Consider the following 17,579-nt stretch of genomic DNA (forward strand, 5'->3'; position numbering starts at 1 on the left):
CGGGACCCCGAACGGAGGGAATGCCCCATGATCCGTCTCGTTACCCCCGACTACAGCGACCTCGGCGAAGGCCGGGAGGCCGGCGATGCCCTGCTGACCTTCGTCGCCTGCGCGCACGCCATGCTCGACCCGTCCACCCCGGAGGAACAGGTCCGGCGCCTGGAAACCCGCCTTCTGGCCCAGCTGCCGACGCTTCGCGCGCTCGGCGTGTTTGACCTCTTCGCGGTCAGGGACACGGCGCTTGCCGCCCTGCTCGCCGACGAGGATGAACCGATTCATACCTGACAATAAATGCAATACGCATATTTGCCTTGACAACTATCCTGTGGGCAATAGAATATGCGGCATGAACAAGGTCGAATGCCTTATCTCGCCCGACGGGCGAGACAGCCTGGGTGTGCTGATCGGCTCGGTCCGTGCCGAGATCGTGCGCGCCATCGAGGCCGACCTCGCACGGCTGGGCGTCGACCTGAAGTTCACCCAGTTCCACATGCTGAAACGGCTGTCCATGCAGGGACCGATGTCGGCGACGGAGCTGGCCAGGGCGGTCGATCTGGATGGTGGCGCCATGACGCGCCAGCTCGACCAGCTCGAGTCCAAGGGCTACCTCCGCAGGCAGCCGCACGAGCAGGATCGCCGCGCGTTGCGCATCGAACTGACGGAAGCCGGCGTGGCGCTGTTCCGCCACCTGCACGAGACCAACGCGGGCACGCTCGAACGCGCCCAGCGCGATCTCTCCGCCGAAGAGCGCGAGCGGCTGCACGATTACCTGGGGCGCGTCCTCCGCGCGCTCCGCGACAAACCTTGATCTAACCGCCGAGGCGAAAAACTCATGCGTCTGCACACTCTCGTGGCGGCCGTCGGGGCCGCGTTGATCCTTTCCGGCTGCGTGACCAGCCGTGGGCTCGAGCCGCAGGGCCAGCTGACCGATCCGTCGACCCTTCACGCCGACCGCAGCCTTGCGAAGGCCCAGGTCTCCCCGGCCAACTGGCCGGCCGCCGACTGGTGGACGGGTCTCGGCGACAGCCAGCTGAACGGCCTGATCGACGAAGCGCTCAAGGGCAACCCCGATCTCGCCTCGGTCGACGCCCGCGTGCGTCAGGCGCAGGCCCAGTCGGGCGCGGCCGATGCCGCGCGCGACCCGACCTTCGGCGTCGGCGGCGGTGTCGCCGGCGCGCACCTGCCCGGCACCATCTTCCCGGCGCCCCTCGGCAACCACTTCGGCTGGACCAAGTACGGCTACGGCGACTTCAGCTGGGATCTCGATCTCTGGGGCGGCAAGCGCGACGCGTGGGAAGCCGCGGTCGGCGCGCAGCGCGCCAGCGAGATCGACGCGCGCGCCGCGCGTATCGAGATCTCCACCAATGTCGCACGCGCCTACGTGCAGCTCGGCTACGCGTTCACGCAGCTCGACGTGGCGAAGGCCGAGCTCGACCGCAGCAGCGCGTCGCGCGACCTGACCCGTCAGCGCGTCGCCGCCGGTGTCGACAACCAGATCCAGGTGAAGCAGGCCGACAGCGAGTTCGCGACCGCCGAACGCGAAGTGGCCGTGGCCGAGCGGGCCATCGACAGCGCGCGCAGCGCGCTGAGCGTGCTGCTCGGCAAGGGTCCGGATCGCGGCCTCGACATCGCGCGTCCCGCCACGCTCACGCCATCGGTGGTCGCGGTGCCCGCGAATCTGCCGGCCGATATCCTCGGCCGTCGTGCCGACCTCGTCGCCGCGCGCTGGCGCGTCGAAGCGGCGTCGAAGAACATCGCGGCGGCGAAGACGGAATTCCTGCCCAACGTGACCCTCGGCATCCTCGCCGCGCAGGTCGCCCCGGGCTCCGAGAACCTGTTTTCCGCGCACGCCCGCTTCGCCCAGATCCTGCCCGCCTTCAGCCTGCCGATCTTCGATGGCGGCCGTCTGCGCGCGAATCTCGCGGGCAAGGACGCCGACTACGATCTCGCCGTCGCGCAGTACAACAAGATCCTCGTCGGCGCGGTCAACGAGGTCGCCGACGACCTGTCGGGCCTCGATTCGCTCGGCACGCAGATCGCCGCCCAGCAGCGCGCGCAGGACGCCGCGCAGCAGGCGTACGACCTTTCGCAGCAGCGTTACAAGGCCGGCGTCGGCAGCTACCTGGAATCGCTGATCGTGCGTCAGCAACTGCTCCAGGCACAGCAGCGCATGGCCGCGCTCCGCGCGCAGCAGGTCGATACCTCCGTCCAACTGATCCAGGCGCTCGGCGGCGGCTTCCGTCCCGAGGCGGGCGACCAGCCGGTCGCCAGCGCCACGCCGGCCAACAACTAAGAACTCGTCCCGAGGCCATTCCGATGTCCCAAGAAAACACTGCCCCCGCCGGCGCCGTCGTGGTACCGCCACCGAAGAGCCGCCGCGGCTTCTTCCTCAAGCTGCTCGTCCTCGTGCTCGTGCTGGCCGGTATCGGCTGGACGGTCTGGTACTTCGTCGACGGTCGCTGGTATGAAGACACCGACGACGCGTACGTCAACGGCAACGTCGTGCAGATCACGCCGCAGATCGCCGCCACCGTGCTGTCCATCACGGCCGACGACGGCGACCTCGTCCACAAGGGCGACCTGCTGGTGAAGCTCGACGACAGCGACGCGCAGATCGCGGTGCTCAGCGCACGCGCCGAACTGGCGAACACGGTGCGTCGCGTCCGCGGCCTGTACAACAACGTGACCTCCGCGCAGGCGGACGTTTCCGTCCGCCAGACCGCGGTCGACCGCGCGCGCGCCGACTACAACCGCCGTCGCGACCTCGCCAAGTCCGGCGCCATCTCGGCGGAAGAACTCTCGCACGCGCTCGACACGCTGACCTCGGCGGAGGGCAGCCTCGCCTCTGCCCGCCAGTCGTACAGCACGAGCAAGGTGCTCGTCGACGACACCGTCGTCGCGTCGCACCCCGACGTGCGCGCCGCCGCCGCGAAACTGCGTTCCGCGTATCTCGACCTCGCCCGTTCGAAGATCGTCGCGCCGGTGGACGGATACGTCGCCAAGCGTTCGGTGCAGCTCGGCCAGCGCGTCCAGCCCGGTGCCGCCCTCATGGCCGTCGTGCCGCTGCACGAGGTATGGATCGACGCCAACTTCAAGGAAACGCAGCTCACCCACATGCGCATCGGCCAGCCGGTGGACGTGACGGCCGACGTGTACGGCAGCGACATCGTCTACAAGGCGACGATCCGCAGCCTCGGCATCGGCAGCGGCAGCGCGTTCTCCCTGCTGCCCGCGCAGAACGCCACGGGTAACTGGATCAAGATCGTGCAGCGCGTGCCGGTGCGCGTGGTCTTCACCGATCCGAAGCAGCTCGACCAGAAGCCGCTGCGCCTGGGCCTCTCGACGAAGGTGACCGTGTCGCTGCACGACCAGGGCGGCGCCCTGCTCGCGCAGAAGTCGCCGGCGAAGCCGGAGTTCTCGACCGACGTGTACGACCACCGCCTGGACGGCGTCGACGACGAGATCGCGAAGGTGATCCACGAGAACGCGTCCGCCGGCGAAGGCGAGCAGCAGAAGGCTCCGAAGTAAGGAACCGCCCGGACGGACGCCGCCGACCATCGCGGCGTCCGTTGCGACACTCATCTCACGACCAGGCTTTTCCATGAGCACCGAATTTCGACCGCCCAATCTGGCGCTGTCCACGGTCGGCCTCTCGCTCGCGACGTTCATGCAGGTGCTCGACACCACGATCGCGAACGTCTCGCTGCCCACCATCGCGGGCAACCTGGGCGTCAGTTCCAACCAGAGCACCTGGGTCATCACCTCCTTCGCGGTGAGCAACGCCATCGCGTTGCCGCTCACGGGCTTCCTCACCCGGCGATTCGGCGAGACCAAGCTGTTCGTCTGGGCGACGCTGCTGTTCTCGCTGGCTTCGTTCCTGTGCGGCATCGCGCAGAGCATGAGCATGCTGATCCTGTTCCGCGCCATCCAGGGCGCGGTCGCCGGCCCGATGTACCCGATCACGCAGAGCCTGCTGATCTCGATCTATCCACCGGCCAAACGCGGCATGGCGCTCGCCCTGCTGGCGATGGTCACCGTGGTCGCGCCCATCGCGGGTCCGATCCTCGGCGGCTGGATCACCGACAACTACACCTGGCCGTGGATCTTCTTCATCAACGTGCCGATCGGCATCTTCGCCAGCTTCGTCGTGGCGAACCAGATGAAGGGTCGCCCGGAAACCACGGAACGGCCGAAGGTCGACTACGTGGGCCTGATCACGCTGATCATCGGCGTCGGTGCGCTGCAGGTGGTGCTCGACAAGGGCAACGACGAGGACTGGTTCTCGTCGACGTTCATCGTCGTCACGTCGATCGTCGCGGCCGTCGGCCTCATCGTGTTCCTGATCTGGGAGCTCACCGACAAGGATCCGATCGTCAACCTGAAGCTCTTCCGGCATCGCAACTTCGCGATGGGCACATTGTGTCTCGTGCTGGCCTACGCCGCGTTCTTCGCCATCGGCCTGCTCGTGCCGCAGTGGTTGCAGCGCAACGTCGGCTACACGTCCACGTGGGCGGGCTTCGCGGCGGCGCCACTGGGCATCCTGCCCGTGATCCTCACGCCGTTCGTCGGCAAGTACGCGCACAAGTTCGATCTGCGCATCCTCGCCTCGGGCGCGTTCCTGGTAATGGGCGCGACGTGTTTCATGCGCTCGGACTTCTACCTCGAGATCGACTTCTACAGCGTGGCGATGGTGCAGCTCATCCAGGGTCTCGGCGTGGCGCTGTTCTTCATGCCGGTGCTGACGATCCTGCTGTCCGACCTGCAGCCGCGCGAGATCGCGGCGGGCTCCGGCTTGGCGACGTTCCTGCGCACGCTGGGTGGTAGCTTCGCGGCATCGCTCACCACGTTCATGTGGGACCACCGCGCCATCGTCCACCACGAGCGGCTGGCGGAGAACATCACGCCGTTCAACCCGCAGGCTCAGCAGACGCTGACGCAGATCGGGCAGGGCGACCCGCAGTTCGCTGCCGCCTCGGTGAACCAGATGATCACGCAGCAGGGTTACCAGATCTCGTTCAACGAGGTGTTCTACATGCTCGGGTTCGTGTTCTTCGCGCTGATCCTCGTGGTGTGGCTCGCCAAGCCGCCGTTCACGGCGAAGGGCGGCCCGGCCGCGGCGGCCGGCGGCCACTGACCCGTCCCGACGAAACGAAAAAAGCCGGCGCTGCGAAGCGCCGGCTTTTTTCTTGTGCGACGACCCGGCGTCAGATGTCGAAGCCGAAACCGACCAGCGCCATCGTCTCGCCGCGGTTGGGCTCCTGGAAGCTGCCGTTCGAGATGTGGCGGACCTGGAAGCTGACGTTCTTGTACTGCCAGCCGAGCGTGCTCACGAATTCGTAGCCGCTGGACAGAGCCTGCGTGCGGCCGCCGGCCGTGCCCGCCACCTGGAAGCTGAAGAAGAACGGCTGGTACCAGTCGCCGGCGCTGCCGTAATGAAAGCGTGCGCCCAGGGCGCCGACCCAGATGTCGTCCGTCGTGCCGGGATCGGCGTTGCGGTACTTACCGATGTCTCGGCCCTTGATGTAGCCGATCGACACGTCCGGCGACCAGGTGAATCGGCTCTGGCCCATGGCCTCGGGTGCGAAGACCGCCTCGGCGAAGAACGCGTTGGTGCCGTAGGAATTCATGTAGCTGCGCCCGCCCTGGATTTCGAGGTGCGTCTGGGCGGCGGCGGGAACGGTGACGGCGGCGAGCGATAGGGCGGCGAGAGCGCCAAGGGCGAGGCGGGACGAGCGCATGGGGGTGTGAGCCTTGTAGTGGGACGTTTGTGAACTGAATCGTTCGGTAAATAGTGTTCAGTCGGCGTGAAAAAAGGGGGCGGTGACAAATTATTCGCCCCGGGGTTCCCGTACGGCTTGGCCGGACATGCCGTTCTTCGCGATCCCGCGTTCAAGGCCGCCGCGCCGTGGCCGTTACAGACCCACGGGATCCGTCCGCGAGGGACGGCCGCAACGGGCAGCGAGGCGCAGGCAACGTGGAAGGCACGACGGAGACGATGTCGAGGAGGATGCGCGTCCGCTACGTGCGACTCGCGGCATGGGCCGGGTCGATCGCCCTTTCCGTGGGCGTCGTGGCACTCGTCGTCCTGCTTCAGCTCGACAGCTACCACGGCATGCTGGGCAATGCCCACCGGCAACTCTCGGGGTCGGCCATCGGCACCGTGCGCATGCTCGATCAGTACACGGAGGCCAGCCTTGGGCCGCTGCTCGCCATGCGCAACGCCATCGACAGCGGCGATCCCGGCCCCCTGCACATCCGGTTGTCGGAAGTGCAGGCCCGCCACCCCGAGCTGCCCACCTTCGTCGCCCTCGACGCCGACGGCGCGGTGGTCGCCTCGACCAGCGTGCCGCTCGCCAACTGGCGCGGCGCGCTGGCCGCGCCGCGCCGGACCGCGCTCGGCGTCAGCGTGCGGGTCGCGATCACCGACGCGCAGGGCGCCGAGCCACCGGCGATCCGTGTGCTCGTCGATTCGCGCGTGGCCCAGCCCGCCATCTTCGGCACGGTGATCGACGCCGAGCGTGTGCGCGACGGCATGCGTCATTCCATGCTCGGCGGTATCGCGGCGATGTCCGTGTTCTCGCCGGATGGCCGGTTCTTCGTGAGCAATCGCGAGGCCGCGTCGACGCGCTGGACCGGACCGGCGCCCGCGTCGGGAAGCGCGGGCCGCTACGAGGACGACACCTGGCTGTACGCGTGGCAGGCCTCGGCGAACTATCCGTACGTGGCGCTGGTCGCCATGGATCGCGAAGGCATCTTCGCCGAGTGGGTCCGGCAGGCCCGGCCCTCGATGCTGGCGACGCTCGCGCTGGTTTTCCTGCTCAACGGCTTCGCCGCGTTGTTCGACCGTGCGTACCGCAGGCAGACCCGGCTCGTCGATGCGCTGTCGCGCAGCGCGCGGCACCTGGGCGACGTGCAGCGCACCGGCCACATCGGGCTGTGGGAGGCCGACCTCGCCGAACGCACGATCGCGTGGTCGGGCCAGGTCCACGAAATCACCGGACTGCCGCCGGAGCGGCTCGACGGGCGCATCGGCACCTACTACAAGCTGGTACACCTCGACGACCAGCAGGCCATCGTCGACTGGCTGGAGCTTTTCTCCCACGGCGACGGTCCGTACGAATGCGAGCACAGGCTGTGCCGCCCCGACGGTCGCGAGGTGCGGGTGAACCTGCGCGCGGCGCGCATCGTGAGCGAGGAAGGCCACCTCATCCTCGCCGGTACCATCAGCGAGATCACCGCGCTGCATGAAACGCGGCAGCGCCTGCAGGACACCGACCGCGACCTCGCCGCGAGCGAGGCGGCCTACCGCCAGCTCCTCGCGCGCATGCCGCTTCCGCTGCTGATCGTGCGCGAGGGCTGCATCGAATACGCGAACCGGCTCGCGGAGGAACGGCTCGGCGGCGCGTCCACGACGCTCGTGGGGCGGCGCGCCGAGGATTACCTCGACGCCGAAGCGCTCGACGCCTTCCGCGGCGGCGCGCCCGAAGGCACCAACATCACCGCGTGGATCGAGCCGGCCTATGGCATGCCGTTCGAAGCGGAGCTGGCGCTGTCGGATTACCGCGACTCGCGCGGCGTCGGCACGCTGGCGATCATTCGCGACGTCACGGAGCAGCGCCGCTACGAAGACCAGCTGAACCACCAGGCCACGCACGACGAGCTCACCGGCCTGCCGAACCGTCGCGCGCTGCGCGAACGTCTCGACGCGCTGGTCGTGCAGTCGGTGGCGGACTCGACGGGGCTGATGGTGATGTTCATCGACCTCGACCACTTCAAGGTCATCAACGATGCCCTCGGCCACGTGCTGGGCGACCAGGTCCTGCGCGACGTCAGCCTGCGGCTGGGCGACGTGCTCGACGGTGTCGGGCAGGTCGGTCGCTTCGGCGGGGACGAGTTCGTCGCGATGGTGCCGTTCGACGGTTCACCCGTGAAGGCGGTCGAGATCCTTCCACGCCTCCAGCGCGCCATCGAGGAGCCGCTCTCCGTCGACGGCACCTTGCAGCGCCTGAAGTGCAGCATCGGCGTGGCCTTCGCCACGCGCGACGGCGCCGACGCGGACACGCTGATCCGCAACGCCGATACGGCGATGTACGACGCCAAGCGCTCCGGACGGCACGCATGGCGTTGCTATTCCGCGGAGATGCACGCCACCGCGATGGCGCGGCTGAGCGTGCTGACGCGCCTGTCCGAGGCGAACCTCGACGACGAGCTGGCGCTGGCCTGGCAGACGCAGCACGACGGTACGAGCGGCGCGATCACGGGCGTCGAGGTGCTGTTGCGCTGGCCGTCCGCGCCCGGCGACCTGCGTGGTAACGACCGGCTCGTGCCGCTGCTGGAAGAAACCGGCGCCATCGTCCCCGTCGGGCAGTGGGTCCTGCGCGAGGCATGCCGGCAGCAGCGGCTGGTGCTCGACACCATCGGCCACGACTGCCGCATCGCGATCAACGTGTCGGCGCAGCAACTCGTGCATACCGATCTGGTAGCCGACGTGCGTCGCGCGCTGGCAGAAACCGGTGCGCGCGCCTCGGCGCTGGAACTGGAGCTCACCGAGAGCGCCTTCATGAACGAGCCCGAGCGCGCGATCCGCACCCTGCACGAGTTGCGGGCGATGGGCGTGACGATCGCGCTCGACGACTTCGGCACGGGCTACTCGAACCTCACCTATCTGTCGCGCCTGCCGCTGGACAAGATCAAGATCGATCGCCACTTCACCGCGCGCCTGCTGGAAGACGAGGTGGATACCGCGATCTGCCGCTCGATCGTGTTCCTCGCCCGCAACCTCAACCTGCAGGTGGTCGCCGAAGGCGTCGAAACCGATCGCCAGCGCCGCTGGTTGCTCGACGAGGCCTGCATCGACATGCAGGGCTTCTACTTCTCGCGGCCCGTGCCGGTGCAGGATCTGGGGCGGACGTCTCGTCTGGATCCCATTCCGCTCTGACGCGGTTACCTTCGGGTGGGAGCCAGCCTGCTGGCGAAGGGTGCTTGCCGCGAGCACCCTTCGCCAGCAGGCTGGCTCCCACCGGGACGCAGGACCGGCCTTGCAGGTCGTTCACCCAGCGATCCAATCCGTTCTTCGCACGACGATTTATCCCGGATCGTCGCGCGCATACATTGTAGAAGGTGGCATCAGGCCACGTTCTTCCGGTGACTCCCATGTTCCGCGCCCCTGCGATCTTCGTCTCCCACGGTGCCCCCACGTTCGCGCTCGAGCCCGGTCTCCTAGGCTCGCGACTGACCGAACTCGGCGAGCGGCTGGCCAGCGCCAGTGCCATCGTCGTGGTGTCGCCGCACTGGCAGACCTGCGGCATCCGTGTGACCGGGTCCGCGCGGCCGCAGACGATCCACGATTTCGGCGGCTTTCCGCCGCCGCTGTACGCGCTGACCTATCCGTCGCCCGGTGCGCCGGGACTCGCCGCCGAAACGGCGTCGCTGCTGATCGAGGGCGGCTTCGTCGCGACGGTGGATGACGAGCGCGGCTACGATCACGGGGCGTGGGTGCCGCTTCGCTACCTGCGCCCGGATGCGGACACGCCGGTGATCCAGGTGTCCATGCCGCACAACCTCGACACGGCCACGGCGCTGCGGCTCGGGCGGACACTCGCGCCCCTGCGCGACCGCGGCGTGGCCATCGTGGGTTCCGGCAGCCTCACGCACAACCTCTACGAAGTCCGCCGCGACGGCGACACGGCGGAATACGCCCGTGCGTTCGCCGCGTGGAGCCGCCATGCCGTGCTCGGCGACGACGTCGACGCCCTGCGCGATTACCGGCAGGTCGCGCCGAGCGCGATCCGCGCGCATCCGACCGAGGAGCATTACCTGCCGCTGCTCGTAGCGCGCGGTGCGGCCGAAGACGATGCGCCGATGGTTATCGATGGCGGGATCACGTATGGCGTGCTGTCGATGGATTCGTACGCGTGGGGTGTGGCGTAGGCCGCCGCGCAGGTAGCGGCAGGGCGGCAAGCACCCATCGCGGCCGAGGCCGCTCCCGCAAGCACCCCGCTCCGTAGCAACGATCAGGTGGGAGCCAGCCTGCTGGCGATGGCTACATTTTTACCCGGAACATATTGCACCGATAATTTAGCCCGGGTAATATATCGGCATGTCTACCTACACCGCCTTCCACTCGCACACCCGCCTCGCCGCAGGATCGCTCGCCGCCGTGGCCGAACGATGCAAGGCCGTGCTCGATGCCAGCCCAGACGCCATGCCCATCGTGTACGACGATGCGACCGGCCGTGCCGTCGACATCGACTACCGCGGGACCACGCATGACGTGCTCGCTCGCCTCGCCACCCCAGGCGAGGCGCAGGCCGCGAAACGCGGTCCGGGGCGTCCGAAACTCGGTGTGGTCGCGCGCGAAGTGACGCTGCTGCCCCGGCACTGGGACTGGCTCGCCGCGCAGCCGGGCGGCGCGTCGGTCGCGCTGCGCCGGCTCGTCGAATCCGCGAGTCGCGATGGTGCGCCAGCGGACCGCACCCGTCAGGCGCGCGAAGCCGTGGACCGCGTGATGTTCGCGCTCGCCGGCGATCTGCCGGGGTACGAGGACGCCTCGCGGGCGTTCCATCGCGGGGAAGCCGGGGCGTTCGCCGAGATCGTTGGCGCGTGGCCGGCGGATGTGCGGGATTACATCGCCTTGCTGCACGACCGGGCGACGCCGTAGGACGATGCCTGGTGGGAGCCAGCCTGCTGGCGAAAGGTGCTTGCCGCGAGCACCCTTCGCCAGCAGGCTGGCTCCCACCGACGCGTGAACGAACCTCTTACGCCTCGCTCGGAATCAACCGTCCCGAGTCCTTGTCGCGCTGCTTGCGGATCTTCAGCCAGCGCTTGTACCGACGCTTGAGCATGCGACGGTGTTTCCGCTCCTTGCGATCGTGGTTCCACAGGTAGATGGCCGGCGTGCTGAGCAGCGTCAGCAGCTGCGACACCAGCAGGCCGCCGACGATGGCGATACCGAGCGGGCGCCGCATCTCCGAACCGACACCGAAACCGATGGCCAGCGGCAGCGCCGCGCCCATCGCGACGAGCGTGGTCATGGTGATGGGACGGAAACGCACCAGCGCCGCCTGACGGATCGCCTCGACAGGCGACATGCCCTGCTCGCGTTGGGCCACCAGGGCGAAGTCCACCATCAGGATCGCGTTCTTCTTCACGATGCCGATCAGCAACAGCACGGAGATGATCGCCATCAGCGTCAGCTGCGTCTGCGTGACCAGCATGGCGAGGAACGCTCCCGCACCGGCGGCCGGCAGCGTGGAGATGATCGTCAGCGGATGGCCGAGGCTCTCGTAGAGGATGCCCAGCACGATGTAGACGGCGACGATCGCGCCGATCAGCAGCACCATGCCGTTCGATTGCGCGTCGCGGATGCGCTGGTTCGCGCCGGTGAAATCCATGCGGATGCCCGACGGGAGCTGGATCGTCTGCACCGCCTGCTCCACCAGCGCGTTGCCGCGATCCGGCGTGACCTTCGGCGCCAGGTTGTATGTGATGTCCGCCGACTCGAGCTGGTTCTGGTGCGTGACCGCGTTCGGCACGGCGATGGGCGCGATCTTCGCCACCGCCGACAACGGCACCATCTTGCCGGCCTGGGTCTTCACATAGGTATTGAGCAGCGCCTCGGGACTGATCGTCTGCGCCGCGGCCGCCGTGAGCACGACCCAGTACTGGTTGATGTCCGAGTAGATGATCGACACCTGGCGCTGACCGAACGCATTGAACAGCGCCGAGTCGATATCGCCCATGCCGACGAGCAGCCGCGACGCCGCGTCGCGATCCACCTTCACCATCTGCTGCTTGCCGACGATGTCGAAGTCGCTGCCGACGTCCTTGAACTCCTTCATGGTGCGCATCTGCCGCACGAGCTTGAGCGTCCACGGCTGCAGGCTTTCGCCGCTGGTGCTGATCAGCTGGAACGAATACTGGCCGCGATTGCTGTTGCCGCCCCCGCCGCCGAGGAACTGAACGGGATTCATGAAGACCTGCACGTCGGAGAGCTTCTCGTATTCCTTGCCCAGCCGCGCGATGATTTCCTTCATCGATTCCCGGCGCTCGTCCGGCCCGCTGCCCTTCGGCTTCAGGTCGACAAACACCATGCCTGAATTACCGACCGCACCGCCGTTGTCGCCGCCAAGGATGGTGGTGACGTCGGCCACCGTGGCGTCCTTCTGCATGATGTCGCCGACGCGTTTCAGGCGGCGGGTCATTTCGTCGGGCGAGATGTTCGCGTCGGCCGTCACCTCCGCCTGCAACATGCCCGTGTCTTCCTCGGGCATGAAATTGCCACCGGCGGTCTTCACCACGGCCATGCCGAGCAGGAACGTCGCAATGAGCAGGATAAGCGGCTGCCAGCGCATGAGCCGCCGATGGCGCATGGCCCAGTCGAGGCCGCGTTCGTAAAAGGCGAGGAAACCGCGATCGAAGCGCTCGAGCGCGAGTTCCATCCGGCCCGGCTTGCGATCCGGGCGGTCGTGCTTGAGATAGTGCGCGCACAGTGCGGGCGTCAGCGTCAGCGACACGATCGCGGAGATGAGCACGGCGGCGGCGAGGGTCACGGAGAACTCGCGCAGCAGTTTCGTGATCATGTTGTTGCCGAACAGCAGCGGTGCGAAGACCGCCACGAGCGACAGGGTGATCGACACCACGGTGAAGCCGATCTCGCGGACGCCTTCGAGCGCCGCCTCCATCGGCTTCGCGCCGTTCTCCATGTGGCGGACGATGTTCTCGATGACGACGATGGCGTCGTCCACCACGAAGCCGATGCACAGCACGAGCGCCATCAGCGACATGGTGTTGAGCGTATAGCCCAGCGCCCACATGATGACGAACGCGCCCGCCAGGGACAGCGGCACGCTGAGCGTGGCGATCAGCGTCGGACCGAGACGGCGCAGGAACACCATCATCACCAGCACCACCATCACGATACTGATGAGTAGCGCGATCTTCACCTCGTGCAGCGCGGATTGGGTCGTCTGCGTGAGATCGAAGATTGGCGTGACCTGCGCGTCGGCCGGCAGCAGCGAGCGGAAGCGTGGCAGCGCGGCGCGGATGGCCTCCGCGGTGGCGATGGAGTTGGCTTCGGGGCGCTTGCTGATCTGCATGGTCACCGAGCGCTCGCCCTGGAACCACGCCTTCTGGTACTGGTCCTGTTGGCCGCTGAAGACCTTCGCGATATCGGCGAGGCGTACGGGGATGCCGTTGCGCACCGCGATGAGGATGTTGCCGAAGTCCGACGGATCGCGCAGCGAATCGTTCGCGACCACGGTCATCTGCGTATGGCCGTCGGACAGCACGCCCTGTGGCGACGTGACGTTGGCCGCGTGCAGCGCGTTCGACACGTCGTTGGTGGTCAGTCCTTTCGACGCGAGCGCATTGGTGTCGAGTTCGATGCGGACGGCGTGCGGCGTGCCGCCGAACACCTGCACGCGCGACACGCCGTCGATCTGGGCGACGGACGGCGCGATCAGCGTGTCCACCACGTCGAAGAGCTTGTCCGGCGGCATCGTCTTCGATGTCATCGCCACGAGCAGCACCGGAATCTGACCGGTATCGAACTTGAAGTACTGCGGCGGCGTCGGCATGCCGGCCGGCAGGTCCGCGGCGGCCGCGTTGATGGCGGCCTGCACGTCGCGCGCGGCGGCATCCGTCGACCGGTCCATGGTGAAGCGCACGCGCACGAACCCGGAGTTCTCCGAGCTGTTGGAATACATCTGGTCGACGCCGGGGATCTGACCGAGGTGGCGTTCCAGCGGGGCGATCACCGTGGACGCCATCGTCTGCGCGTTGGCGCCCGGCATCTGCACGCTGACGAACACCGCCGGTACTTCGATCGACGGCAACGCGGCCACGCCCAGCAGCATGTAGGCGATGGCGCCTGCCAGGGTAAGGCCCGCCGCGAGCAGCGAGGTGCCGATCGGCCGGCGGATGAATGGTGCGAAAAAGTTCACGACACTTCCTGTGATCGCGGGAAGAGTCCCCGCGCCCGCGAACTTTATGACGTTACGGCGATTTCGTCGCCTGTGCCTTTAGTGGGGACCCTGCCGGAAGGCAGGGGGTGGTCCGGTGGGAGCCAGCCTGCTGGCGAAGGGAGCTTGTCGCGAGCACCCGTCGCCAGCGGGCTGGCTCCCGCCGACCCTTCGGTAAGGCTCAACGCACCGGCGAGTAGCGCACGGTGAGGTAATACGTACGACCCAGCTGGTTGTAGTACGACGCGGTCTCGTACCGCTTGTCCGCCACATTGGCGACGCGGCCCTGCACGCTCCAGGCGGTGTCGAGGTGCCAGGTGGCGCGCACGTCGGCGGTGGCGTAGCCGCCGAGGCGGCGGGTATTGGCCGCGTCGTCGTAGCTGTAGCCCGAGGCCAGGATCGATCCACCCACCGTGAACGCGCCCAGGTCCTTGTCGAGGTCGGCGCGCGCGATGCGGCGCGGGCGGCGGGCCAGGAGGTCGTCCTTCTGGGGGCCATCGCCACGGTTCACCGGCTGCTGGAACGTCAGGTAGCCCCGTACGTGCCACCCGTCGACATCGGCGCCCACCTGGCCCTCGAGGCCGCGGATGCGCGCCTCGTCGACGTTGATCGGCAGGAAGTTGGCATCGAAGCCGATCAGCTCGTCGACGGTCGTCTGGTAGGCGTTGACCGCCCAGTTCCAGATGCCCGGCCGGGCCGAAAGGCCGATCTCGGCCGTGCGCGACTTTTCCGGTTTCAGATCGACCGGGGCGCCGTACGGATAGAACGCGTCGTTGAACGTCGGCGCATGGAACGCGGTGCCGTACGACGCGGTGATCTTCATGCCGTTGTCGAAGCGGAAACCGTAGGCGGCCGAACCTGTCGTGTGATTGCCGAACTGCGTATTGTGGTCGTGGCGCGCCGAGAGCTGGATCTCGTGCGGGCCGAACACGCCCTGGTACAGGGCGAACACGCCGGTGTTGTCGCGCGTGTCCTCGAGATACCCGCCGTCGCTCTTCAGCTTCTCCTGCTGGTAGTCGACGCCCACCGACAACGTCTGGCCCGTGGCCAGCGTGAAGTCGTTCTGCCACGACGCCTGGTTGCGCTTCGAATACAGGTAACCGACGCGCGCCTTGTCGACGCCGTAGTTCACGAAGTCGAGCGTCTTGTCCGCGCCGTTGAGGTAGTTGTCGGCACGGTCCTGGTTCTGGCCGAGGCTGATCGACATGCGCCAGTCGGTCATCGCGTCGAACGCGAGCTTCGTGCCGGCCACCTGCTGCGAACGACGGGTGAGGTTCTGGAAGTCGCCGTCGTATTCGATGTCGCCCTTGCTGCGCAGCCAGCTACCGGTGAGTTCCGTGCCGTTGTCCCACCGGTAGCCGCCCGACAGCGCGCCGTTGTAGGTGCGGTACGCGTCGTGGTCCGGTTCGTCGGTGAAGCAGCCCTGGAAGGCCGTGCCCGCGCCGATGCGGCAGGCGTTGATACCCGAGGTGTACTGGCCGCCGAGGCTGGCGTTGTACCAGCCGTGCGCCGTGCCGCCGGAGATGCCGACTTGTCCGGCCGTGTAGCCGTGGCTACCGCCCGTGACGGACAGCGACGGGCTCGGCGCCTCGCCCGCCTGACCGTGGCGGGTGAAGATCTGGATGACGCCGCCGATGGCGTCGGACCCGTAGAGCGCCGAGCGCGGCCCGCGAACGACTTCGATGCGATCGATCTGGCCGACGGGCAGCTGCTCGTACGCCGGCAGGCCGGCGCCGACCGTGCCGACGCGCACGCCGTCGACGAGCACCAGCGTGTGCGCCGAGTTCGTGCCGCGCATGAACAGCGACGTCTGCTGGCCGATGCCGCCGGTGTTGGCGACGTTGACGCCCGGCAGGCCGGTGAGCAGGTCGCGCAGCTCGACCGGCTGCATGCGCTCGATGTCGTCGCGGGTGATCACCGTGACGGGCGCCAGCACCTCGTCCAGCGGCGTCGGCGCGCGATTGGCGGTGACGACCACCGGGTCCAGACGTTCGGGGGCGTCGGCGGCGTGCGCGATGGCGATCGACGACAACAGGGCCGTCGCGAGCAGGGTCTTCTTCATGGAACCGTCTTCCTCCGCCGCGTGACGCGGCAATGCGGGAGTCGTCCGCGGAGGAGGCATGACGAACGGCGCACGGGAGCGATCCCGGAGGCTGTCCGGATCCGCCCTCCGCGAATCGACCGAAACAGAGGCGCCCGCCACGGGGGCGGGTCGCTCATCGGGCCGGTCTCCGGACTCGCGCCTGCCACGCTCGTGGCCGGACCCGGTGCCTTCCCGCTTTCGCAGTGGCGCATGACCGGTTCCGCGGAAGCCCATGGGCCTTCCGGACGCTTACCGTTGCGGGGGCAGTGCCGGCCTTGCCACGACGTGGCGCACCGGCTTCCCGTTTAATCCCCCCGAGGGGGACACCCGAACGGCGCGGATGCTACCAGCGCAAGGCACTGAAAGTCACGGAAATTTGCAAGATGGCGCACGGCCGGACGCCTAGATTCGATCCATGCGCACCCCGCCGGTCGATGCGATGGAGACGTGCCGTGACACCCTTTCTCAAAGCCAGACTGTCGTCGATCCTCGCCATCGGTGTGCTCGTCCTGGCCGGGGCGTCGGTCGTCCGCGCCGCGACCCCATTGCCCGACCCGGCGAAGGCCGGCTTCGCGGACAGGCTCTACCGACTCGATTGCGGCGATTCGCTTGCCAACGACGAGTCGGTGTGGACACCGGGAAAGAACATCGGAAAGCGCGTCCGCTTCTCGTCCACGTGCTGGCTGATCAGGCACGGCGGCGAATGGTTGCTCTGGGATACGGGGGTGCCGGAGAGCGCATTGAACGATCCCAGGGGATGGTCGACGCTGCCGAAGCTGATCGTCTACCACCTCGACAAGTCGATCACCGCCCAGCTGGCCGCCATCGGCCTGACGACGGGCGATGTCGCCTACGTGGCGGTATCGCACACGCACGGCGATCACATCGGCAACGTCGCGCTGTTTCCCGATGCGACCGTACTGATTCAGCGCGCCGAATACGAATGGATCCGCTCGCCCGACGGTGCGAACGCGAACGTGAACCAGTTGAAAGCCCTCGCCCGCCAGCTCATGGGTTCGCCAAAACGCCTGCGGCTGCTGGATGGCGACACGGATGTCTTCGGGGACGGCAGCGTGATGCTCGTCTCCACACCGGGCCACACCCCCGGCAGCCAGTCGCTCCTGGTGCACCTGAGGAAGACGGGCTTCGTCATCCTGTCCGGCGACGTCGCCCATTCGGCCGACAACCTCGAGCACGACATCGTGCCATCGCTCAATACCGACAAAGCCGCGTCGGTCGCCTCCATGGACCACGTGAAAGCGATGATCGAAACCTACCGCGCCCGGATATTCATCAATCACGACAAGGCGCAGGAAGATGCGCTGAAGCTGCTGCCCGCCTTCTACGACTGACGTTCAACCCCCTTCCAGCCTCGTGAGTCGACCGCCCACCGATGGGCGGGCGCATCCGGCGTGCCGCAATTTACATTTAAGTTGTTGAGAAATATGGCGTTCACAAAACTGGTCTTAACATGCACTTGACCATCGCAAAATGATTCGATTACAACCGTAAAGGATTGCCGTAGGGGGCGATTT

The 17,579-nt window shown here is 67.4% G+C and carries 12 protein-coding genes and 1 riboswitch; of the genes, 9 read left to right on the forward strand and 3 right to left on the reverse strand.

What is annotated here, in order from left to right:
• Positions 1 to 27 precede the first annotated feature (27 nt).
• The 5 genes from BMX32_RS07755 (at position 28) to BMX32_RS07775 (ending at position 5,134) form a co-directional block, all read left to right on the forward strand.
• Positions 28 to 285, forward strand: coding sequence for a hypothetical protein (locus BMX32_RS07755; protein WP_089976488.1), 258 nt, complete (start codon positions 28 to 30; stop codon positions 283 to 285).
• 61 nt (positions 286 to 346) lie between these two features.
• Complete coding sequence (locus BMX32_RS07760; protein WP_089976491.1) at positions 347 to 808, forward strand: MarR family winged helix-turn-helix transcriptional regulator; 462 nt, start codon at positions 347 to 349, stop codon at positions 806 to 808.
• Between the two features lie 24 nt (positions 809 to 832).
• Complete coding sequence (locus BMX32_RS07765; RefSeq protein WP_089976494.1) at positions 833 to 2,293, forward strand: efflux transporter outer membrane subunit; 1,461 nt, start codon at positions 833 to 835, stop codon at positions 2,291 to 2,293.
• Between the two features lie 23 nt (positions 2,294 to 2,316).
• Entirely contained in the window at positions 2,317 to 3,528 is a 1,212-nt protein-coding gene (locus tag BMX32_RS07770) for an HlyD/EmrA/EmrK family protein (RefSeq protein ID WP_089976497.1), read from the forward strand.
• Between the two features lie 73 nt (positions 3,529 to 3,601).
• Positions 3,602 to 5,134, forward strand: a complete 1,533-nt coding sequence (locus tag BMX32_RS07775) for a DHA2 family efflux MFS transporter permease subunit (RefSeq protein ID WP_089976501.1) — start codon at positions 3,602 to 3,604, stop codon at positions 5,132 to 5,134.
• A 70-nt stretch (positions 5,135 to 5,204) separates the two neighbouring features.
• On the opposite strand, the gene BMX32_RS07780 is transcribed toward BMX32_RS07775, so the two are convergent.
• Complete coding sequence (locus tag BMX32_RS07780) at positions 5,205 to 5,738, reverse strand: acyloxyacyl hydrolase (RefSeq protein ID WP_089976506.1); 534 nt, start codon at positions 5,736 to 5,738, stop codon at positions 5,205 to 5,207.
• A gap of 269 nt (positions 5,739 to 6,007) precedes the next feature.
• Here BMX32_RS07780 and BMX32_RS07785 point away from each other — a divergent pair, with 269 nt between their 5' ends.
• From BMX32_RS07785 to BMX32_RS07795, 3 genes are all read left to right on the forward strand, one after another.
• Positions 6,008 to 8,938 carry a bifunctional diguanylate cyclase/phosphodiesterase gene (locus tag BMX32_RS07785; RefSeq protein ID WP_089976509.1) on the forward strand — a complete coding sequence of 977 codons (2,931 nt, stop codon included), beginning with the start codon at positions 6,008 to 6,010 and terminating at the stop codon, positions 8,936 to 8,938.
• 215 nt (positions 8,939 to 9,153) lie between these two features.
• Positions 9,154 to 9,930: a dioxygenase family protein gene (locus BMX32_RS07790; protein ID WP_089976513.1), complete on the forward strand. Its 777-nt coding sequence runs from the start codon at positions 9,154 to 9,156 to the stop codon at positions 9,928 to 9,930.
• A gap of 169 nt (positions 9,931 to 10,099) precedes the next feature.
• Positions 10,100 to 10,660, forward strand: a complete 561-nt coding sequence (locus tag BMX32_RS07795; protein WP_089976517.1) for a DUF2239 family protein — start codon at positions 10,100 to 10,102, stop codon at positions 10,658 to 10,660.
• 97 nt (positions 10,661 to 10,757) lie between these two features.
• On the opposite strand, the gene BMX32_RS07800 is transcribed toward BMX32_RS07795, so the two are convergent.
• On the reverse strand, positions 10,758 to 13,943 hold the full coding sequence (locus BMX32_RS07800; protein ID WP_089976521.1) for an efflux RND transporter permease subunit: 3,186 nt from the start codon (positions 13,941 to 13,943) through the stop codon (positions 10,758 to 10,760).
• 199 nt (positions 13,944 to 14,142) lie between these two features.
• Positions 14,143 to 16,023: a TonB-dependent receptor domain-containing protein gene (locus BMX32_RS07805; protein WP_089976524.1), complete on the reverse strand. Its 1,881-nt coding sequence runs from the start codon at positions 16,021 to 16,023 to the stop codon at positions 14,143 to 14,145.
• A gap of 142 nt (positions 16,024 to 16,165) precedes the next feature.
• Positions 16,166 to 16,390, reverse strand: a riboswitch (cobalamin riboswitch).
• A gap of 106 nt (positions 16,391 to 16,496) precedes the next feature.
• Here BMX32_RS07805 and BMX32_RS07810 point away from each other — a divergent pair.
• Positions 16,497 to 17,396 carry an N-acyl homoserine lactonase family protein gene (locus tag BMX32_RS07810; RefSeq protein WP_211664186.1) on the forward strand — a complete coding sequence of 300 codons (900 nt, stop codon included), beginning with the start codon at positions 16,497 to 16,499 and terminating at the stop codon, positions 17,394 to 17,396.
• Positions 17,397 to 17,579 lie beyond the last annotated feature (183 nt).

Origin of the sequence: Luteibacter sp. UNCMF331Sha3.1 (genome assembly GCF_900109915.1) — a bacterium.
In the GTDB taxonomy this organism is placed as follows: Bacteria; Pseudomonadota; Gammaproteobacteria; order Xanthomonadales; family Rhodanobacteraceae; genus Luteibacter.